The following is a 19,565-nucleotide window of genomic DNA, read 5'->3' on the forward strand; positions in this document are numbered from 1 at the left end:
CAAGCACCGGCGACTCAACGCAGCTCGAGCACATCCTGCATGTCGTACAGCGCAGGCTCACGCCCTTCCAGCCACAGCGCCGCACGCACCGCGCCCTTGGCGAAGGTCATGCGGCTCGAGGCCTTGTGGGTGATTTCCAGACGCTCGCCTTCAGCCGCGAACAACACGGTGTGATCACCGACCACATCGCCCGCACGCACGGTGGCAAAACCGATGGTCTGGCGATCACGGGCGCCAGTCTGGCCCTCGCGACCATAGACCGCCACCTCCTGCAGGTCGCGCCCCAGCGCACTGGCGATCACCTCACCCATGCGCAGCGCGGTTCCCGACGGCGCATCGACCTTGTGCCGGTGATGGGCCTCGATGATCTCGATATCCACATCATCGCCCAGCACCCGGGCCGCCATGTCCAGCAGCTTGAGGCTGAGGTTCACGCCCACGCTGAAGTTCGCGGCGAACACGATCGGGATCTCTTTACCCGCCTCGGCCAACTGCTCTTTCTCTTCCGGGGTGAAGCCCGTGGTGCCGATGACCATGGCCTTGCCCATCTTGCGGCAGAAGGCCAGGTTCTTCAGGGTCACCGACGGATGAGTGAAGTCGATCAGCACATCGAACTCGTCGACGACCTTCGCCAGGTCATCGCAGATCGTCACGCCAATGCGCCCCAGGCCGGCCAGCTCACCAGCATCCGCGCCCACCAGGGTGCTGTCCGGACGATGGATGGCGGCAGTCAGGCCAGCTTTTGGCGCCTGCTGCTGCACCGCCTCGATCAGCACCTTGCCCATGCGCCCGGCGGCGCCCATCACTGCAATACGTCGCATAGCCTATGTCCCTCAGAGGTCGCCGAAGAAGCGCTTGACGCCTTCGAACCAGCCACTGGCCTTGGGCGAGTGGGAGCTGTCACCCTCGAGCGAATCACGCAGCTCTTCGAGCAGCTCACGCTGGCGACGGCTGAGGTTGACCGGTGTCTCCACCGCCACCCGACACAGCAGGTCGCCAGCCGCACCACCACGCACCGGCGCCACGCCCTTGCCGCGCAGGCGGAACTGTTTGCCGGTCTGGGTACCTTCGGGGATCTTCAGCTTCACCCGGCCGTCGAGGGTCGGCACTTCCAGCTCGCCACCGAGGGCCGCGTCGGTGTAGCTGATCGGTACTTCGCAGTACAGGTGCTTGCCATCACGCTGGAAGATGTCGTGCTCGCGCACATTGATGACCACGTACAAGTCGCCGGTCGGACCACCATGGGTACCGGCCTCGCCCTCGCCGGACAGGCGGATGCGATCGCCGGTGTCGACGCCAGCCGGCACCTTGACCGACAGGGTCTTGTATTCCTCGACACGGCCCTCGCCATGACAGGCATTGCAAGGGTCGGTGATGATCTTGCCCTGACCATGGCAACGCGGGCAGGTCTGCTGCACCGAGAAGAAGCCCTGCTGCATGCGCACCTGGCCGATACCGCCACAAGTCGGACAGGTCGACGGGGTCGAGCCCTTCTTCGCGCCGGAACCGTCGCACGGCTTGCAGTTGACCAGGGTCGGCACGCGAATGCTGACCGTGGTGCCGCGCACGGCCTCTTCGAGATTGAGTTCGAGGGTGTAGCGCAGGTCGCTGCCACGCTGGGCGCCACCGCGCGAGCCACCACGGCCGCCACCGAAGAAATCACTGAAGACATCACCGAAGATGTCGGAGAAGTTGGCACCGCCGAAGCCAGCACCACCGCCACCCATGCTTGGGTCGACGCCGGCATGGCCGTACTGGTCGTAAGCCGCGCGCTTGCTGGCGTCGGACAGGACCTCATAGGCCTCGTTGGCCTCCTTGAACAGGTCTTCCGACTCCTTGTCGCCCGGGTTGCGGTCGGGGTGGTACTTCATCGCCAGACGGCGGTAGGCCTTCTTGAGATCACCTTCGCTGGCGCCACGCTCGACACCCAGGACCTCATAAAAATCACGCTTTGCCATAGGTCATTTGCACTCTTTGGGGGCGTTCGGCATACCTCTGCGCATCAGTGCGCCATGCCGTCAGCACCTGCCGCCATACGCGAATGCGCCCAGACAGATGCTGTAAATAATTCTCGTGTTCCAGACACGCCAACGCGGGAGCAAGCTCCCGCGCGGCGACATCCTAACAGTTCACCGCCGATCGGCGGTGAACTGGGCGACAACAGGCAGGATCAGTGCTTGTTGTTGTCTTTTACTTCTTCGAACTCAGCGTCAACCACGTCATCGTGCTTGGCTTCCGGCTCAGCCTGCTGGGCACCGCCCTGCGGCTGCTCGGCCTGCTGCTCGGCGTACATCTTCTGAGCGACAGGTGCCGACACTTTCGACAGCTCTTCGACCTTGGCGTCGATGGCAGCCTTGTCGTCGCCTTTCAGGGCAGCTTCCAGGGCAACCACGGCAGCTTCGATCGCAGCCTTCTCTTCGGCAGTGGCCTTGTCGCCAGCGTCGGTGACCATCTTGCGGGTCGAGTGGACCAGCGCGTCACCCTGGTTGCGGGCAGCGGCCAGTTCTTCGAACTTGCGGTCTTCCTCGGCGTTGGCCTCGGCGTCACGCACCATGCGCTCGATTTCTTCGTCCGACAGGCCGGAGTTGGCCTTGATCACGATCGACTGCTGCTTGCCGGTGGCCTTGTCCTTCGCGCTGACGTTCAGGATGCCGTTGGCGTCGATGTCGAAGGTCACTTCGATCTGCGGCACGCCGCGTGGTGCTGGCGGAATATCGGCCAGGTCGAACTTGCCCAGCGACTTGTTCTGCGCGGCTTGCTTGCGCTCGCCCTGCAGCACGTGAATGGTCACAGCGCCCTGGTTGTCGTCGGCAGTCGAGAACACCTGCGACTTCTTGGTCGGGATGGTGGTGTTCTTCTCGATCAGCGGAGTCATCACGCCACCCATGGTTTCGATACCCAGGGTCAGCGGGCTGACGTCCAGCAGCAGCACGTCCTTGACGTCACCGGCCAGAACGGCGCCCTGGATCGCAGCACCCATGGCGACGGCTTCGTCCGGGTTGACGTCCTTGCGCGCTTCTTTACCGAAGAAATCGGCAACGGTCTTCTGCACCAGCGGCATACGGGTCTGACCGCCGACCAGGATCACGTCGTCGATCTTGCTGGCGTCGATGCCGGCGTCTTTCAGCGCGATGCGGCAAGGCTCGATGGTACGGGCAACCAGGTCTTCGACCAGCGACTCCAGCTTGGCGCGGGAGATCTTCACGTTCAGGTGCTTCGGACCGGTCGCGTCTGCAGTGATGTACGGCAGGTTGACGTCGGTCGACTGGGCCGAGGACAGCTCGATCTTGGCTTTTTCAGCGGCTTCTTTCAGGCGCTGCAGGGCCAGTGGATCGTTCTTCAGGTCCATGCCGGACTCTTTCTTGAACTCGTCGACGAGGTAGTCGATCAGGCGCATGTCGAAGTCTTCGCCACCCAGGAAGGTGTCGCCGTTGGTGGCCAGTACTTCGAACTGGTGCTCACCGTCGACTTCGGCGATTTCGATGACCGACACGTCGAAGGTACCACCACCCAGGTCATAGACGATGACAGTGTGGTCGCCCTTGGCCTTGTCCATGCCGTAGGCCAGCGCAGCGGCGGTTGGCTCGTTGATGATGCGCTTGACGTCCAGGCCGGCGATCTTGCCAGCATCTTTGGTGGCTTGGCGCTGGCTGTCGTTGAAGTAGGCCGGAACGGTGATGACCGCCTCGGTGACAGGCTCGCCGAGGTAGTCTTCGGCAGTCTTCTTCATTTTCTTCAGGACTTCGGCGCTGATCTGCGGCGGGGCCATCTGCTTGTCGGCAGCCTCTACCCAGGCGTCACCGTTGCTGGCCTTGACGATCTTGTAAGGCACCAGCTTGATGTCTTTCTGTACGACTTCTTCGTCGAAGCGGCGGCCGATCAGGCGCTTGACCGCGAACAGGGTGTTGTGCGGGTTGGTGACCGCCTGGCGCTTGGCCGACTGGCCGACCAGGATCTCGCCGTCGTTGGCGTAGGCGATGATCGAAGGGGTGGTACGCGCGCCTTCGGCGTTCTCGATAACCTTGACGTTACCGTTTTCGAGGATGGAGACGCAGGAGTTGGTGGTCCCCAGGTCGATACCGATGATTTTGCCCATGTTAACTCTCCCGAAACTGGATTTGGTTCGCAGCGACTACATTGGACGACTGCGGTAATACTTGAATGCTTGACACCTAGATGGGGGCGCCCCGGAGGATTTCAAGCCTTTTCATCGATGGACGGCTGAGGTGCCGACGGCGCCTTGCTGACCACCACCATGGCGGGGCGCAGCAGACGGCCGTTGAGCAGATAGCCTTTCTGGAACACCTTGAGCACGCTGTTCGGCTCGACCTCGGCGCTTTCCTGCATGGCCATGGCCTGGTGGTGCTCGGCGTTGAACGGCTCGCCGTGGGGCTCCAGGGCCTCGAGGTTGTAGCGCTTGAGGGTGTCGTGGAACATCTTCAGGGTCAGCTCGATGCCTTCGCGCATCGGCTTGATGGTCTCGTCATCGGCACTGGACAGTTCCAGGCCACGCTCCAGACTGTCGATCACCGGCAGCAGGTCGCCGGCGAATTTTTCCAGAGCGAACTTGTGAGCCTTCTCGACGTCCTGTTCGGCACGGCGACGGATGTTCTGCAGCTCGGCGGCGGCGCGCAGGGATTGGTCCTTGGCGGCGGCCAGCTGCTCCTCGAGCTCCAGAACACGGGCGTCGGCAGTTGCAGCAACGGCTTCTTCGGAATTCAGGTTGTTCTCGTTCAGCTGTTCGTCAGCCATTAGGTCTCTCCTGCGCAATTTCTGTGGTGCGAGCCAGGCTCGCCATGTCTTGCCAGCTATATGGGGACAGAAAAGACGGGTTCAAGGGGCAAGGTGGTTTTCCACATTCATCGGACGGGATTGTCAGACGAGCAAAAAGCACTGTATAAATATCCAGACACGACCCTTCGGGAGCCGCCCCATGCTGGTGCACCTGTCCATCCATAACTACGCCATCGTCGAACACCTCGACCTCGAGATCGCCCGCGGCATGTCCGTCATCACTGGCGAGACCGGCGCCGGCAAGTCGATCATGCTCGACGCCCTGGGCCTGGCCCTGGGTGACCGCGCCGACAGCGGCGTGGTGCGCCCCGGCACCGACAAGGCCGATATCCTCGCCACCTTCGACCTGGCCGACATCCCCGAAGCCCACAGCTGGCTCGCCGAGCGCGACCTTGACAGCGATGGCCCGTGCATCCTGCGCCGGGTGATCACCGCCGAGGGCCGCAGCCGTGGCTATATCAACGGCACGCCCTGCCCGCTCGGCGACCTCAAGGCACTGGGCGAACTGCTGATCGATATCCACAGCCAGCATGAACACCAGTCACTGCTCAAGACCGACACCCACCGTCGCCTGGTGGACGAGTACGCCGGCGCCACTGACCTTGCCCGCCAGGTGCAACTGGCCGCCAGGCGCTGGAACCAGACGCGTCAGGAGCTCGAACGGCTGAGCAACTCCGGCGACGAACAGCGTGCGCGCCACCAGTTGCTCAGCTACCAGCTGGAAGAGCTGGACAACCTCGGGCTGGGCGAGCACGAGCTGGAACAGCTGGAGCAGGAGCACAAGAACCTGACCAACGCCGAGGCGCTGTTCGGGATCTGTCGCCAGGTCATCGACCAGTGCAGCGAAAGCGACTCGGGCAACGTATTGAGCGCCCTGACCATGAGCCTCAACCGCCTGGGCGCCGCCGCCAATGCACCCAAGGCCCTGGGCGAGGCCGCCAACCTCATCGCCAGCGCACAGATCCAGGTCGAGGAGGCCATGGGTGAGCTCAACCGCTTCCTCGATCATTTCGACGCCGACCCCATGCGCCTGCAAGCGCTCGAGGAACGCCTCGACACTATATATACCCTGGCCCGCAAGCACCGCGTACACCCCACTGAGCTGCCGCACTTGCAGCAACGTCTCATGGAAGAGCTCGAGAGCCTGAACGCCAGCGACGAGTCGATCGACCGATTGGGAGAGGAACTCACCGCCTATGCCCAGCACTATAAAGAGAAGGCCGGCGAACTGAGCGCGCTGCGCCAACAGGCGGCGCAACAGCTGGCCACCGCGGTGGAACAGGAAATCCAGCGCCTGGGCATGCCGGGCGGACGCTTTCGCATCGAACTCACCCCACTCGAGCACGGCGACCTGTCCCCCCACGGCCTCGAGCAGATCGAGCTGCTGGTCAGCGCCAACCCTGGGCAACCACTCAAGGGGCTGGCCAAGGTCGCCTCCGGCGGCGAGCTGTCACGCATCAGCCTGGCGATCCAGGTGATCACCGCGCAGACCTCGCGCATCCCGACCCTGGTATTCGACGAAGTGGACGTAGGTATCGGCGGCCCGACAGCGGAAATCGTCGGCCAACTGCTGCGTCGCCTGGGCGAGCGCGGCCAGGTACTGACCGTCACCCACCTGCCGCAGGTGGCCGCCCAAGGGCATCACCACCTGTTCGTGCACAAGGTGCGCAACAGCGACACCACCCACACCGCGGTGGCCAGCCTGGGCAAGCGCGAGCGGGTCGAGGAAGTGGCACGGATGCTCGGCGGCATCGACCTGACCAAGGAATCCCTGGCCCATGCACGCAAGATGGTGGTAAGCGGCAAGGCCTGAGCCTACGCGCAGCCCGCAGGAGCTTTCGCGTGACACCTGGAAAGCACAAAGGCGACCCGAGGGTCGCCTTTGTCATTAGTAACGAGCGAAATCGTTACTTCTTTTTACGCACATAGAGCACCAGATTGTGGTCCACCAGCTCGTAGCCATGTTCGGCCACGATCTCTTTCTGGCGGCGCTCGATCTCGGCATCCATGAATTCGATGACCTCACCGCTGTCCACGTTGACCATATGGTCGTGGTGGCCGCCGTCAGCCAGCTCGAAGACCGCGTGACCGCCGTCGAAGTTGTGGCGAACCACCAGACCCGCCGCTTCGAACTGGGTCAGTACGCGATACACGGTCGCCAGGCCGACATCCTCGCCAGCCTCCATCAGCGCCTTGTAGACATCCTCGGCACTCATGTGACGCTGCTCGGTGGAGTCGAGCATCTGAAGAATCTTGACTCGAGGCAGGGTTACCTTGAGACCGGCTTTGCGCAATTCGCTATTTTCAACCATGGTCAGCTTTCTCGCCGATGCTGCTTCGCAGCTTCTCTTAATACGGGTATGATCGGGGTTTACGTTGTCCAGCCAAGATAGTGGAAGTCGCCCACCGATGCAAAACACCAAGCTCTTGCTAACCAGCCTCACCCTAGTGGGACTGCTCGCACTCGCCGGTTGCTCGTTTCCCGGGGTTTACAAAATCGACATCCAGCAGGGCAATGTCGTCACGCAGGACATGATAGACCAATTGCGCCCGGGAATGACCCGCCGGCAAGTAAGGTTTATCATGGGCAACCCCCTGATCCAGGACACCTTCCACACCAACCGCTGGGACTATCTGTACAGCCTGCAGCCCGGTGGTGGTCAGCGCCAGCAAGAGCGCATGAGCATCTTCTTCAACGAAAGCGACCAACTGGTCAGCCTGTCCGGCGACTTCATGCCGGGCGTGAGCCGCGACCAGGAAATCCTCGGTGGCAGCAGCGACACTACTGTCAGCCCGACCACCCAGCCGAGCCAGCCGCAGGAAAAACCGGCCAAGCCAGGTTCGCTGGAAGACTCGATCCAGAAAGAGATCGACACCATCGAGACCACGCCCGTGCCGACACCGGCGCCGCTGGAAATCTCGCCGTAATAGCTGCACGACAACGAAAAAGCCCGGACATGTCCGGGCTTTTTATTGCGCGCCTGTCAGGCGCCGCGCAGGGCCTTGGCCTTGGCGGCGCGCTGCCTGCGTACCTCCTTCGGGTCCGCCAGCAAGGGACGATAGACTTCCAGGCGGTCACCCTCTTCTACCTTGCGGCTCTGCGGATCACTGACGCGCTTGCCGAAGATGCCGACAGGGCTTGAGTCCAGGTCGAGCCCGGGCACCTGCTCGGCCAGCCCCGACAGGCGCAACGCATCGCTCACCGAAGCCCCCTCGGGCACGACACAGGCCAGCAACCACTGGCGCTGCGCCGTGGCATAGGCGACCTCGATGTGGAGCAGGTGCTCAGCCATTGAGCTGCTTGGCACGCTGGCAGAAGGCATCCACCAAGGTATTGGCGGCCTGGTTGAACAGCGGCCCCAGGGTCGCGCGCACCAGGGAGCCCGCGTAGTCGAACGACAGGTCGAGACTGATCTTGCAGGCCTTCTCGCCCAACGGCTTGAATACCCACAGGCCATGCAGCTGGGTGAACGGCCCTTCTTCCAGGTTCATCTCGATCGACTGGCCCGGCACCAGCACGTTGCGCGTGACGAACTGCTGGCTCATGCCCCCCTTGGCCACCTCCAGCCTGGCACGCATGTGCGTGTCACTGGCTTCGAGCACCGTCGAAGCCGAGCACCAGGGCAGGAACTGCGGGTAGCTGGCCACATCGTTGACCAGGTCGTAGAGCGCCTGGGCAGGGTATGGCAGCAGGGCCGAGCGTTGAATATGGGTAGTCATCCGGGCGTCACTTCCAAACGGGGCGGCAGCGCTTTTCAGCGCCTTGAAAACGGTTCTGCACAGCAGAAACAGGCCTGTATTGTCCGGGATTCACCCTACAGGCTCAAGCGCACCTAAACCCCATAGCCGAGGACGCGTCGACTGCCTATAATGCCGCCCCTATGGCTAAGCAAAAGAAACATCCGACCGGGACCATCGCGCAGAACAAGAAAGCGCGACACGATTACTTCATCGAACACAAATTCGAGGCCGGACTGGTCCTGTCCGGTTGGGAAGTAAAGAGCCTGCGGGCCGGCAAGGCGCACCTGACCGACAGCTACGTGCTGCTCAAGGATGGCGAAGCCTGGCTGTTCGGCAGCCACATCACGCCGCTGACCACCGCCAGCACCCACGTCATCGCCGACCCTATCCGCACCCGCAAGCTGCTGCTGAACAAGCGCGAGCTCGAGCGCCTGGAAGCGGCCGTGGCGCAGAAGGGCTACACCTGCGTGGCGATGTCGCTGTACTGGAGCAAGCACCTGATCAAGTGTGAAATCGCTCTCGGCAAGGGCAAGAAGGAATTCGACAAGCGCGATACCGTGCGCGAGCGCGACTCCAACCGCGAGTTGCAGCGCACCATGCGCAACAAGGGCAAGGACGAGTAATTCCCAGCCTGCCCGGTCGCTTGTAGGAGCGGCCTTGTGTCGCGAAAGGACTGCGCAGCAGCCCCGACGATCTTGCATGATGCAAAGATCCTGAAGGCGCTGCGCACCCTTTTCGCAACACAAGGCCGCTCTCACAACAGCGCACGCCGCTGAAAACCAGCGTCAACGCCTGCTGCGCCGCTCCGCCCGCGCCACGCGCTGGGCCTCTTGCTGAGCCTCTTCCAGCACCTCCTGCACATACAGGATGTGTCGACTGGAAATCTCCCGCGCCGCTTCCGCCCGCCCTTCGACAATCGCCTCGTACAACTCGCGATGCTGGCCGATCAGCATGTCGCGCGTCTCGCTGCGCTGCTGGTACATGCCACCGATGTTGGTCACCACGTTGCGCTTGAGCAGGTCGAACAAGCCCCGGATGGTATGCAGCAACACCGCGTTGTGACTGGCCTCGGCGATGGCCAAGTGGAAGCGTGCATCCGCGGCCCCCTCTTCCGCCCGACTGACCTCATCGACCCGGTTGTAGCAATCCTGCAAGGTGTCGAACGCCGCCTTGAGCCGCTCGCGATCGGGCTCGGTGGCTCGCTGGGCCGCGTAGTAGGCGCATGACGCCTCCAGCGTATGGCGGAACTCCAGCAAGTCGCGTTGCGCCTCCGGACTGCGCTCGAGCAGCAGCAACAGCGGGTCGCTGAAGGTCGAGCCCAGCGACTCGGCCACATAGTTGCCGCCGCCCTGGCGACTGATCAACAACCCCTTGGCCACCAGCTTCTGGATTGCCTCGCGCAACGACGGACGGGACACCCCGAACTGCTCGGCCAGGGCACGCTCGGCCGGCAGTCGCTGGCCCGAGGTGAGCGTCCCCTCAAGAATCATCCCTTCCAACCGATCGACGATGTCGTCGGACAGGCGCCGTTGGCGGACCTGATCAAAAACCATCACATGCTCTCCACGAACCCCGGGTAGCTGATCCCGGGGGCGCCTATTCTGCGCCTATCGGACCTGCGCCGACACCCATCAGCTGGCGATTTTCGTCGCATCCCAGGTGCCCGCTCATCGGCGCCGAAACAAAGTTTTCCACAGGACAAATTGACACACCCGCGGCGGCGCTCTTAACCTAGCGACGAGTCATTGTAAATTGGTCTTACCAATTAACCAATGCCAGTGCCTGACCAACAACAATTAGGGGCCACCCCATATGCAAACCTGGCAACAACTCTATACCCCGCTTGGCAGCCTTGGCCTGTCCGCACTGGCGGCGGTCATTCCCATCGTGTTCTTCTTCCTCGCCCTCGCCGTGTTCCGCCTCAAGGGCCACGTCGCCGGCAGCATCACCCTCGCCCTGTCGATCCTGGTGGCGATCTTCGCCTTCCAGATGCCTGTCGACATGGCCCTGGCCGCCGCCGGTTATGGTTTCCTCTACGGCTTGTGGCCGATTGCCTGGATCATCGTCGCCGCGGTGTTCCTCTACAAACTCACGGTCAAGAGCGGCCAGTTCGAAGTGATCCGCAGCTCGGTGTTGTCCATCACCGACGACCAGCGCCTGCAAGTGCTGCTGATCGGCTTCTGCTTCGGCGCCTTCCTCGAGGGCGCCGCCGGCTTCGGCGCCCCGGTGGCCATCACCGCCGCGCTGCTGGTGGGCCTGGGCTTCAACCCGCTGTACGCCGCCGGCCTGTGCCTGATCGCCAACACCGCGCCAGTGGCCTTCGGCGCCCTGGGCATCCCGATCATCGTCGCCGGCCAGGTGACCGGCATCGACGCCTTCCACATCGGCGCCATGACCGGCCGCCAGCTGCCGCTGCTGTCACTGTTCGTGCCGTTCTGGCTGGTGTTCATGATGGACGGCCTGCGTGGCGTCAAGGAGACCTGGCCCGCCGCCCTGGTCGCCGGCCTGAGCTTCGCCGTGACCCAGTACTTCACCTCGAACTTCATCGGCCCTGAGCTGCCGGACATCACCTCGGCCCTGGCCAGCCTGATCTGCCTGACGCTGTTCCTGAAAGTCTGGCAGCCCAAGCGCTCGTTCAGCGAAGCCAAAGGCAGCGTGGGCGCCGCCGTTGTGCAACCGAGCGGCAGCCAGCCGACCCCGTACAGTTTCGGCGAGATCTTCAAGGCCTGGTCACCGTTCCTGATCCTCACCGTACTGGTCACTATCTGGACCCTGAAACCGTTCAAGGCAGCCTTCGCCCCGGGCGGCGCGATGTACGGCCTGGTGTTCAACTTCGCCATCCCGCACCTCGATCAACTGGTGATCAAGACCGCGCCGATCGTCACCGCGCCGACCGCCATGCCGGCAGTGTTCAAGCTCGATCCGATCTCCGCCACCGGCACCGCGATCTTCCTCTCGGCGCTGGTGTCGATGCTGGTCCTGAAGATCAACTTCAAGACTGGTCTGACCACTTTGAAGGAGACCTTCTGGGAACTGCGCTGGCCGATCCTGTCGATCGGCATGGTGCTGGCCTTCGCCTTCGTCACCAACTACTCGGGCATGTCTTCGACCATGGCCCTGGTGCTGGCCGGCACGGGCGCGGCGTTCCCGTTCTTCTCGCCGTTCCTCGGCTGGCTGGGCGTGTTCCTGACCGGCTCCGACACCTCGTCCAACGCCCTGTTCAGCTCGCTGCAAGCCACCACCGCGCACCAGATCGGGGTCAACGACACCCTGCTGGTGGCCGCCAACACCAGTGGCGGCGTGACCGGCAAGATGATCTCGCCGCAGTCGATCGCCGTGGCCTGCGCCGCCACCGGCCTGGTCGGCAAGGAATCCGACCTGTTCCGCTTCACCGTCAAGCACAGCCTGTTCTTCGCCACCATCGTCGGCCTGATCACCCTGGTCCAGGCCTACTGGCTCACCGGCATGCTGGTTCACCACTAAAGTGAAAGGAGCCGGGCACCTGCGGGGCCCGGCACCACCGTCAACCCACGCTGCGAGAATCCATGATCATTTCCGCCTCCACCGACTATCGCGCCGCGGCCCAACGCAAGTTGCCCCCGTTCCTGTTCCACTACGCCGACGGCGGCGCCTACGCCGAGCACACCCTACGCCACAACGTCGAAGACCTGGCCAGCATCGCCCTGCGCCAGCGCGTGCTGAAGAACATGTCCGAGCTGAGCCTCGAGACCCGCCTGTTCGACGAGACCCTGAGCATGCCCGTGGCCCTGGCCCCGGTCGGCCTCACCGGCATGTACGCCCGCCGCGGCGAAGTGCAGGCGGCGCGTGCGGCGGCGGCCCACGGCATTCCCTTCACGATGTCCACCGTTTCGGTGTGCCCGATCGAGGAAGTGGCCCCGGCCATCGACCGGCCAATGTGGTTCCAGCTGTATGTGCTCAAGGACCGCGGCTTCATGCGCAACGCCCTGGAGCGCGCCAAGGCCGCCGGGGTCAAGACCCTGGTGTTCACCGTCGACATGCCGGTGCCCGGTGCCCGCTACCGCGACGCCCACTCCGGCATGAGCGGCCCGAACGCACCACTGCGTCGTGTATGGCAAGCCATGACCCACCCGCAGTGGGCGCTGGACGTCGGCCTGCTCGGCCGCCCCCACGACCTGGGCAACATCTCCAAGTACCGCGGCAACCCCACCGGCCTGGCCGACTACATCGGCTGGCTGGGCAACAACTTCGACCCGTCGATCTCGTGGAAGGACCTGGAGTGGATCCGCGAGTTCTGGGACGGCCCGATGATCATCAAGGGCATCCTCGACCCGGAAGACGCCCTTGACGCCGTCAAGTTCGGTGCCGACGGCATCGTCGTCTCCAACCACGGCGGCCGCCAGCTCGACGGCGTGCTGTCCAGCGCCCGCGCCCTGCCGGCCATCGCCGACGCAGTCAAGGGCGAGATCAAGATCCTCGCCGACTCCGGCATCCGCAACGGCCTCGACGTGGTGCGCATGATCGCCCTGGGCGCCGACAGCGTGCTGATCGGCCGCGCCTTCCTCTATGCCCTGGCCACCCATGGCCAGGCCGGGGTGAAGAACCTGCTGGAGCTGTTCGAGAAGGAAATGCGCGTGGCCATGGTGCTGACCGGCGCCAAGTCCATCAGCGAGATCAGCCGCGACTCGCTGGTCCGCGAACTGGGCGCCTGAGCCCTCCCACGATTCCGCCTGATTGCCCGGGGCACGCCGCGCGCCAGACGCGGCGGCCCCGCGAGGAGACTGCATGATCCTGCCCGCCGCGTTCCTGCGTGATGCCGAGCGCCTGATCCCCGCCGAACGCCGCTTCGACGACCCGACCTCGACCCTGGCCTTCGGCACCGACGCCAGCTTCTACCGACTGATTCCCAAGCTGGTGGTGCGCGTCGAGTCCGAGGACGAAGTGGTCGGGCTGATCCAGCTGGCCCAGCGCCACCGCGTGCCGGTGACCTTCCGCGCCGCCGGCACCAGCCTGTCCGGCCAGGCCATCAGCGACTCGGTGCTGATCGTGCTCGGCGACAACTGGAACGCCCGGGAGATTCGCCGCCAGGGCGAGCAGATCCGCCTGCAGCCCGGGGTGATCGGCGCCCAGGCCAACGCCTGGCTGGCACCCTACGGCCGCAAGATCGGCCCGGACCCGGCGTCGATCAACGCCTGCAAGATCGGCGGCATCGTCGCCAACAACGCCAGCGGCATGTGCTGCGGCACCGCGCAGAACAGCTATCACACCCTGGCCGGCCTGCGCCTGGTGCTGGCCGACGGCACCCGCCTGGACAGCGAGGACCCGGCCAGCGTCGCCGCCTTCGAGCACAGCCACGCCGGCCTGCTGGACGAGTTGGCCCGGCTGGGGCGCGAAACCCGCGCCAACACCGCGCTGGCAGAACGCATCCGGCACAAGTACCGGCTGAAGAACACCACCGGCCTGTCGCTCAATGCCCTGGTGGACTACGACCAGCCGCTCGATATCCTCCAGCACCTGCTGGTCGGTTCCGAAGGCACCCTGGGCTTCATCAGCGCGGTCACCTACGACACCGTCCCCGACCACCCGCACAAGGCCAGCGCGCTGCTGGTGTTCCCCAGCGTGGAGAGCTGCTGCCGCGCCGTGACCGTGCTCAAGCGCCAGCCAGTGTCGGCGGTGGAACTGCTCGACCGCCGCAGCCTGCGCTCGGTGCAGGCCATGCCCGGCATGCCGGGCTGGGTCAAGGACCTGTCGGCCAACGCCTGCGCCCTGCTGATCGAGTGCCGCGCCGCCAGCCAGGGCCTGCTGCACGAGCAACTGGCACAGGTGATGGCATCGATCGACGACTACCCGCTGGAGCAGAAGGTCGACTTCAGCGAAGATCCGGCCGTCTACAACCAGCTGTGGAAGATCCGCAAGGACACCTTCCCTGCCGTCGGCGCCGTGCGCCAGACCGGCACCACAGTGATCATCGAGGACGTCACCTTCCCCATCGAACAACTGGCCGAAGGCGTCAACCGCCTGATCCAGCTGTTCGACAAGCACCACTATGACGAGGCGATCATTTTCGGCCACGCGCTGGAAGGCAACCTGCACTTCGTCTTCACCCAGGGCTTCAACAGCGCCGCCGAAGTGGCGCGTTACCAGGCGTTCATGGACGACGTGGCGCAACTGGTGGCCGTGGAGTTCGGCGGCTCGCTCAAGGCCGAGCACGGCACCGGGCGCAACATGGCGCCGTTCGTCGAGCTGGAATGGGGCAACGATGCCTATCAACTGATGTGGAAGCTCAAGCGCCTGCTCGATCCCAACGGCATCCTCAACCCCGACGTGGTGCTGAGCGAGGATCCCGATATCCACCTGAAGAACCTCAAGCCACTGCCGGCCGCTGACGAGATCGTCGACAAGTGCATCGAGTGCGGTTTCTGCGAACCGGTGTGCCCGTCCAGGGGCCTGACCCTGAGCCCACGCCAGCGCATCGTCATGTGGCGCGACATCCAGGCCAGGCAACGCGCCGGGATCGACACCCGCGACCTGCTGCAGACCTACCAGTACCAGGGCATCGACACCTGCGCCGCCACCGGCCTGTGCGCCCAGCGCTGCCCGGTGGGCATCAACACCGGCGAGCTGGTGAAGAAACTGCGCGCCCAGGCCGCAGACCACACCAAGGCCGCCGACTGGCTGGCCGAGCACTTCCAGGCCACCCTGCGCGGCGCCCGCCTGACCCTCGCCGTCGCCAACGGCGCACGCAAGCTGCTCGGCGCCCCGCGCCTGTCGCGCCTCAGCGCGCGCCTGAACAAGGCCACGCAGGGCCGCCTGCCACAATGGACCCCGGCCATGCCACAACCGCTGCGCGCCGTCGGGCTCACCCCGACAAGCCGCGACGCCCGCCCCCGCGTGGTCTACCTGGCCGCCTGCGTATCGCGGGTGATGGGCCCGGCCTACAGCGACCGCGAGCAAAGCTCGCTGCTCGACAAGACCCGCGCCCTGCTGGAGAAGGCCGGCTACCAGGTAGTGTTCCCGGACAACGCCGACAGCCTCTGCTGCGGCCAGCCGTTCGCCTCCAAGGGCTACCCCGAGCAAGCCGAGCACAAGCGCCAGGAACTGATCACCGCACTGCTGCACGCCAGCCGCGGCGGCCTCGACCCGATCTACTGCGACACCAGCCCATGCACCCTGCGCCTGGTCCAGGACCTGGGCGAAACCCGCCTGGACCTGTACGACCCGGTACGCTTCATCCGCACCCACCTGCTCGACCGACTGGAGTTCACGCCCCAGGACGAACCGGTCGCCGTGCACGTGACCTGCAGCACCCAGCACTTGGGCGAAAGCCAGGCGCTGATCGACCTGGCACGGCGCTGCAGCAAACAGGTGGTGATCCCCGAAGGCATCCATTGCTGCGGCTTCGCCGGCGACAAAGGCTTCACCACCCCCGAGCTCAACGCCCACTCGCTGCGCACCCTCAAGGAAGCGGTGCAGCAGTGCAGCGAAGGGATCTCCACCAGCCGCACTTGCGAGATCGGCCTGTCGAGCCATAGCGGCATCGACTACCACGGCCTGGTCTACCTGGTCGACCGCGTGACCCGGCCACGCAGCCTGTGAACGCAAGCCCGCAAGCGCTACGGGCGCGGACGCGCTCTGCGCCTACCGGCATCGTGGGAGCGGGCTTGCCCAGCGATCGCGATACCCACGCCCAAATAGCCCAATGGAACCCACGGCAGCTCAACGCAGTCCACCAATCAGGCCCACCACTCAGAGGCCTGCACAAGGAGACTCCCATGAAAGGCACTGTGCTATCCGCCCTGTTCGCAACCGCGACCCTGCTGGCCTCGCCGGTGTTTGCCGCCGAAGACCTGTGCGACATCAACCTGCAGAAGATCGACGACAACATGGCCACCATCGGCGCCACCTCGGAGGGCCTGGACAAGGCCATCACCGAGCATGTCGACAAGGCCAAGGCCGCCCAGGCCGCCGGCGACACCAAGGAGTGCATCGCCATCACCAGCAAGGTGCTCGAGCGCATGGAGAAGACCGAGAAAGGCAGCGGCTCCGGTCGTTGAGCCCACGCAGCGGCGGCGCCTGTCGACGCCGCCCGCGCAAAGGCGTATACTCCCCCTCGCATCCCGTAACAGGGATGCCAGCTAGAGCTGAGTGTGGGGCCGATTAGGATTCGACGCCGGTAGCGAAACTCTAGGTGCATGCCGAGTTGGTAACAGAACTCGTAAATCCACTGTTGCAACTTTCTATAGTTGCCAATGACGAAAACTACGAGGGCTACGCTCTCGCTGCGTAAGCAGCTGAGCCCGCTCTCCTGGTAGCTTCGGCTCCAGCAATCATCAGGGGATGCCTGTAAACCCGAAATGATTGTCATACAGAACAGGATCGTCGTGCAGCACGTTGGGGGCGAAGCGACTAAAACTTACCCAACTCATCCAAAGCACCCTGCCCGTCGGGCGGCTGCGGATTAAATCAGTAGACACGGCTAAGCATGTAGTACCGACAGCGGAGTACTGGCGGACGGGGGTTCAAATCCCCCCGGCTCCACCAAATGATCAATCAAAGACGTCCACGGACGTCTTTTTTTGTGCCTGAAACCCAGTAAATACGCGGCCTCCAGCGCTTTTGCGGTCTTTTGAGAGTTTTTGAGTTCCAACCGTTCGGGTATTCCAGGCGGTATTCCACCTCACCCGGTGCTAATCTTTGGAATACCGAATCAGTGCCTGAGGAGAATCTCATGCCTGCTCAGAACCTCCGTCTCTCCGATCGACAGCTCAAGGGAGTCAAACCCGCGTCCAAGGATTATGTCCTCACGGATGGTGACGGTTTGCAGCTCCGAGTACGCAGCAATGGCTCGTTGCTGTGGAATTTCAACTACCGCGAACCGGTTACCAAGAAGCGCATCAACATCGGCTTCGGGACCTACCCCGAACTGTCACTGGCCAACGCACGAAAGATGGCAGTCGATGCACGCGAGTTGCTCGCCCAAGGCATCGATCCGAAGGTGCAGCGCAATACGTTGAATGAAGCCAAACGCGCAGAAACGGAACACACCTTCGAGAACGTGGCCACCGCCTGGTTCGAGCTCAAGAAAGACTCAGTCACCCCGGCCTACGCCGAGGATATTTGGCGGTCGCTCACGCTGCATGTGTTCCCCGACTTGAAGACGACACCACTCACCAAAATCACCGCGCCGATGGTGATCGGATTGCTTCGTCCAATTGAAGCGAAGGGCAGCTTGGAGACGGTCAAGCGTCTAAGCCAGCGGCTAAACGAGATCATGACCTACGGCGTAAACTCCGGGCTGATATTTGCCAATCCGCTCACCGGCATCAGGGCAGTATTCAAGAAGCCCAAAAAAGAGAACATGGCTGCGCTTCCGCCCGAAGAACTCCCCGAGCTCATGCTGGAGATCGCGAACGCCAGCATCAAACGCACCACTCGCTGCCTGATCGAATGGCAGTTGCACACGATGACTCGCCCCGCTGAGGCGGCGACCACTCGCTGGGCAGACATCGACTTTGAAAGGCGTGTCTGGACCATCCCAGCAGAGCGGATGAAGAAGCGCCGCCCACACAGTATTCCCTTGAGTGATCACGCGGTCGCACTGTTGGAGTCACTGAAGACTCACAGCGGCCATCGAGAATACGTCTTCCCGGCAGACAGAAATCCGCGCACCCACGCCAATAGCCAGACCGCCAACATGGCGTTAAAACGCATGGGGTTCCAAGATCGACTGGTGAGCCACGGCATGCGCTCGATGGCCAGCACCATCTTGAATGAACATGGGTGGGACCCGGAGCTCATTGAGGTCGCACTGGCGCATGTCGACAAGGATGAGGTACGCAGCGCTTACAACCGGGCCGACTACATCGAGCGCCGGCGTCCGATGATGGCTTGGTGGAGTGAATACATCCAGAAGGCCGCCACCGGCAGTCTGCTTGCCTCAGCCTACGGCCAAGTCAGAGACAAGAATGTGGTGCCGATTCGTTAGCACTGTGCAGGCGCAAGAATTGCGGTAACAACTGAACGATCAAGACTCGGGGCAAGCAGCCTCGCTTATCCGCTTCTCAGCGCGGGTCCATCCAAACAGGGCTGCAAAGCCGCCCTGTTTGGATGGACCTCACTCTGAAGAGCTAAAAGCTACGACGTTGTCCGGGATTTACCAAGTAATTCCACCGATGGATAACCGCTTTTCACGTCCTCAAGGGCGCTTAATTTCGGCCCTTGACCGGGTTTATCCACAGGCGTAGAACTGGTCGTGCAAAGGCTGTCGATGACAGCACCCCAGGTGACCCGAGCCTTAAAGGTCACGCCGCTCCCGCGGTGGTTCAGCCCAAGTACGATTCGCATCCGGCAGCTCGTACGGTCACTACCCATGTGATGGATGCTCTTACACATATAGCGCTCGTGCGCCAGACACACCGTAACTCGCTGCCCTGCAGCAACCTATCCGCTTGGCCGACTACTGCGCCAACCTGTGCCCGTCTCTTTCTTCTGGAAAGAGACGGGCACTTCTACCACTGCTGCAGCCCTGATCGCACATGGCTTTGCGGCATTCCCCCTCGTGACAATCGGCGTGACAAACGCCGATGTCACCAGCAACAGCGCTGTAGATGATGGTGCCGCAGACCAAGGAATGGACTGCACCTGACTGACAGTCAGGTATGCCCCGGTCATCGCATTGCTGCTGGCACATGGCTCAGGATCTTCAGGCGCTGATCTCGTCAGCCAGTGCTGCCTCCACCCGCCTACCGGCAACGGTGTACAGGAGGCCAGATCATGAGATGCCCTTGCTCCCGGACGTAAGGAGCCGCCAGTCCCGCGAAGAGGACATTCCCCACAGGTCGCAGGGGCCTTGATCCCTGATAACACTCAGCATTCTTGGCGGGATGACGTGGGGCGAGGATTGGAGAACGGACGATGAGGTGACTGAATCGCCCCTGGTTTCCTAGACACTCTCCAAGCTAAGAAAATAGCGTTTCTCATACTCTACTGGCGACAGCTGCATAGCACTGCTGTGTCGGCGTTTGGGGTTATAGAACATCTCGATGTAATCG

The 19,565-nt window shown here is 63.3% G+C and carries 17 protein-coding genes and 1 other RNA gene; 9 read left to right on the top strand and 9 right to left on the bottom strand.

Going from position 1 to position 19,565, the window contains the following annotated elements; genetic code table 11:
• Positions 1-14: 14 nt before the first annotated feature.
• The 4 genes from dapB to grpE form a co-directional block, all read right to left on the bottom strand.
• Positions 15-821 carry a 4-hydroxy-tetrahydrodipicolinate reductase gene (dapB, locus tag F3J43_RS22445; RefSeq protein WP_166892317.1) on the bottom strand — a complete coding sequence of 269 codons (807 nt, stop codon included), beginning with the start codon at positions 819-821 and terminating at the stop codon, positions 15-17.
• A 12-nt stretch (positions 822-833) separates the two neighbouring features.
• On the bottom strand, positions 834-1,958 hold the full coding sequence (dnaJ, locus tag F3J43_RS22450; protein WP_166892321.1) for a molecular chaperone DnaJ: 1,125 nt from the start codon (positions 1,956-1,958) through the stop codon (positions 834-836).
• 212 nt (positions 1,959-2,170) lie between these two features.
• Positions 2,171-4,096 (bottom strand): molecular chaperone DnaK, encoded by a 1,926-nt coding sequence (dnaK, locus tag F3J43_RS22455; RefSeq protein WP_166892323.1) that lies wholly within the window; start codon positions 4,094-4,096, stop codon positions 2,171-2,173.
• 101 nt (positions 4,097-4,197) lie between these two features.
• Positions 4,198-4,752, bottom strand: a complete 555-nt coding sequence (gene grpE, locus F3J43_RS22460) for a nucleotide exchange factor GrpE (protein WP_166892326.1) — start codon at positions 4,750-4,752, stop codon at positions 4,198-4,200.
• A 181-nt stretch (positions 4,753-4,933) separates the two neighbouring features.
• On the opposite strand from grpE, the gene recN reads away from it, so the two are divergent.
• Positions 4,934-6,607, top strand: a complete 1,674-nt coding sequence (gene recN, locus F3J43_RS22465) for a DNA repair protein RecN (protein WP_166892329.1) — start codon at positions 4,934-4,936, stop codon at positions 6,605-6,607.
• A 94-nt stretch (positions 6,608-6,701) separates the two neighbouring features.
• On the opposite strand, the gene fur is transcribed toward recN, so the two are convergent.
• Positions 6,702-7,106, bottom strand: coding sequence for a ferric iron uptake transcriptional regulator (gene fur, locus F3J43_RS22470; RefSeq protein WP_166892332.1), 405 nt, complete (start codon positions 7,104-7,106; stop codon positions 6,702-6,704).
• Positions 7,107-7,203: 97 nt separating this feature from the next.
• Here fur and F3J43_RS22475 point away from each other — a divergent pair, with 97 nt between their 5' ends.
• The gene (locus F3J43_RS22475; protein ID WP_166892335.1) at positions 7,204-7,722 is read left to right on the top strand and encodes an outer membrane protein assembly factor BamE; all 519 of its coding nucleotides are present in this window, start codon (positions 7,204-7,206) and stop codon (positions 7,720-7,722) included.
• A gap of 56 nt (positions 7,723-7,778) precedes the next feature.
• Here F3J43_RS22475 and F3J43_RS22480 read toward each other — a convergent pair whose 3' ends face one another.
• Together F3J43_RS22480 and F3J43_RS22485 are read right to left on the bottom strand one after the other, a co-directional pair.
• On the bottom strand, positions 7,779-8,087 hold the full coding sequence (locus F3J43_RS22480) for an RnfH family protein (protein WP_166892338.1): 309 nt from the start codon (positions 8,085-8,087) through the stop codon (positions 7,779-7,781).
• A complete protein-coding gene (locus F3J43_RS22485; RefSeq protein WP_166892341.1) occupies positions 8,080-8,514 on the bottom strand; it encodes a type II toxin-antitoxin system RatA family toxin in 435 nt (144 codons plus the stop codon). Before F3J43_RS22485 ends, F3J43_RS22480 begins: the two co-directional genes overlap by 8 nt.
• Before the next feature lie 161 nt (positions 8,515-8,675).
• Here F3J43_RS22485 and smpB point away from each other — a divergent pair, with 161 nt between their 5' ends.
• Complete coding sequence (gene smpB, locus F3J43_RS22490; protein WP_166892345.1) at positions 8,676-9,158, top strand: SsrA-binding protein SmpB; 483 nt, start codon at positions 8,676-8,678, stop codon at positions 9,156-9,158.
• Between the two features lie 162 nt (positions 9,159-9,320).
• Here smpB and F3J43_RS22495 read toward each other — a convergent pair whose 3' ends face one another.
• Positions 9,321-10,088 carry an FCD domain-containing protein gene (locus F3J43_RS22495; RefSeq protein ID WP_166892348.1) on the bottom strand — a complete coding sequence of 256 codons (768 nt, stop codon included), beginning with the start codon at positions 10,086-10,088 and terminating at the stop codon, positions 9,321-9,323.
• Positions 10,089-10,347: 259 nt separating this feature from the next.
• Between F3J43_RS22495 and F3J43_RS22500 the strand changes: the two genes are divergently transcribed.
• The 6 genes from F3J43_RS22500 (at position 10,348) to F3J43_RS22525 (ending at position 18,499) form a co-directional block, all read left to right on the top strand.
• Positions 10,348-12,018, top strand: coding sequence for a lactate permease LctP family transporter (locus F3J43_RS22500; RefSeq protein WP_166892351.1), 1,671 nt, complete (start codon positions 10,348-10,350; stop codon positions 12,016-12,018).
• Between the two features lie 62 nt (positions 12,019-12,080).
• Complete coding sequence (lldD, locus tag F3J43_RS22505) at positions 12,081-13,226, top strand: FMN-dependent L-lactate dehydrogenase LldD (protein WP_166892355.1); 1,146 nt, start codon at positions 12,081-12,083, stop codon at positions 13,224-13,226.
• A gap of 73 nt (positions 13,227-13,299) precedes the next feature.
• Positions 13,300-16,110: an FAD-binding and (Fe-S)-binding domain-containing protein gene (locus F3J43_RS22510; protein WP_166892357.1), complete on the top strand. Its 2,811-nt coding sequence runs from the start codon at positions 13,300-13,302 to the stop codon at positions 16,108-16,110.
• A 176-nt stretch (positions 16,111-16,286) separates the two neighbouring features.
• Positions 16,287-16,568 (top strand): PA2433 domain-containing protein, encoded by a 282-nt coding sequence (locus F3J43_RS22515; protein ID WP_166892360.1) that lies wholly within the window; start codon positions 16,287-16,289, stop codon positions 16,566-16,568.
• 95 nt (positions 16,569-16,663) lie between these two features.
• Positions 16,664-17,055, top strand: a transfer-messenger RNA (tmRNA) gene (ssrA, locus tag F3J43_RS22520).
• 187 nt (positions 17,056-17,242) lie between these two features.
• The gene (locus tag F3J43_RS22525) at positions 17,243-18,499 is read left to right on the top strand and encodes an integrase domain-containing protein (RefSeq protein ID WP_166892364.1); all 1,257 of its coding nucleotides are present in this window, start codon (positions 17,243-17,245) and stop codon (positions 18,497-18,499) included.
• Positions 18,500-19,456: 957 nt separating this feature from the next.
• Here the strand turns inward: F3J43_RS22525 and F3J43_RS22535 are convergent.
• A partial coding sequence (locus F3J43_RS22535; RefSeq protein ID WP_135192744.1) for an IS3 family transposase occupies positions 19,457-19,565 on the bottom strand: 109 nt, incomplete at its 5' end.

It is taken from the genome of Pantoea sp. Cy-639 (assembly GCF_011752525.1).
Lineage (GTDB): Bacteria > Pseudomonadota > Gammaproteobacteria > Pseudomonadales > Pseudomonadaceae > Aquipseudomonas.

What these genes read in the sequence shown, in the direction of transcription:
- dapB (WP_166892317.1), bottom strand. Translation starts at nt 821, where the DNA reads ATGCGACGTATTGCAGTGATGGGCGCCGCCGGGCGCATGGGCAAGGTG.
- dnaJ (WP_166892321.1), bottom strand. Translation starts at nt 1,958, where the DNA reads ATGGCAAAGCGTGATTTTTATGAGGTCCTGGGTGTCGAGCGTGGCGCC.
- dnaK (WP_166892323.1), bottom strand. Translation starts at nt 4,096, where the DNA reads ATGGGCAAAATCATCGGTATCGACCTGGGGACCACCAACTCCTGCGTC.
- grpE (WP_166892326.1), bottom strand. Translation starts at nt 4,752, where the DNA reads ATGGCTGACGAACAGCTGAACGAGAACAACCTGAATTCCGAAGAAGCC.
- recN (WP_166892329.1), top strand. Translation starts at nt 4,934, where the DNA reads ATGCTGGTGCACCTGTCCATCCATAACTACGCCATCGTCGAACACCTC.
- fur (WP_166892332.1), bottom strand. Translation starts at nt 7,106, where the DNA reads ATGGTTGAAAATAGCGAATTGCGCAAAGCCGGTCTCAAGGTAACCCTG.
- F3J43_RS22475 (WP_166892335.1), top strand. Translation starts at nt 7,204, where the DNA reads ATGCAAAACACCAAGCTCTTGCTAACCAGCCTCACCCTAGTGGGACTG.
- F3J43_RS22480 (WP_166892338.1), bottom strand. Translation starts at nt 8,087, where the DNA reads ATGGCTGAGCACCTGCTCCACATCGAGGTCGCCTATGCCACGGCGCAG.
- F3J43_RS22485 (WP_166892341.1), bottom strand. Translation starts at nt 8,514, where the DNA reads ATGACTACCCATATTCAACGCTCGGCCCTGCTGCCATACCCTGCCCAG.
- smpB (WP_166892345.1), top strand. Translation starts at nt 8,676, where the DNA reads ATGGCTAAGCAAAAGAAACATCCGACCGGGACCATCGCGCAGAACAAG.
- F3J43_RS22495 (WP_166892348.1), bottom strand. Translation starts at nt 10,088, where the DNA reads ATGGTTTTTGATCAGGTCCGCCAACGGCGCCTGTCCGACGACATCGTC.
- F3J43_RS22500 (WP_166892351.1), top strand. Translation starts at nt 10,348, where the DNA reads ATGCAAACCTGGCAACAACTCTATACCCCGCTTGGCAGCCTTGGCCTG.
- lldD (WP_166892355.1), top strand. Translation starts at nt 12,081, where the DNA reads ATGATCATTTCCGCCTCCACCGACTATCGCGCCGCGGCCCAACGCAAG.
- F3J43_RS22510 (WP_166892357.1), top strand. Translation starts at nt 13,300, where the DNA reads ATGATCCTGCCCGCCGCGTTCCTGCGTGATGCCGAGCGCCTGATCCCC.
- F3J43_RS22515 (WP_166892360.1), top strand. Translation starts at nt 16,287, where the DNA reads ATGAAAGGCACTGTGCTATCCGCCCTGTTCGCAACCGCGACCCTGCTG.
- F3J43_RS22525 (WP_166892364.1), top strand. Translation starts at nt 17,243, where the DNA reads ATGCCTGCTCAGAACCTCCGTCTCTCCGATCGACAGCTCAAGGGAGTC.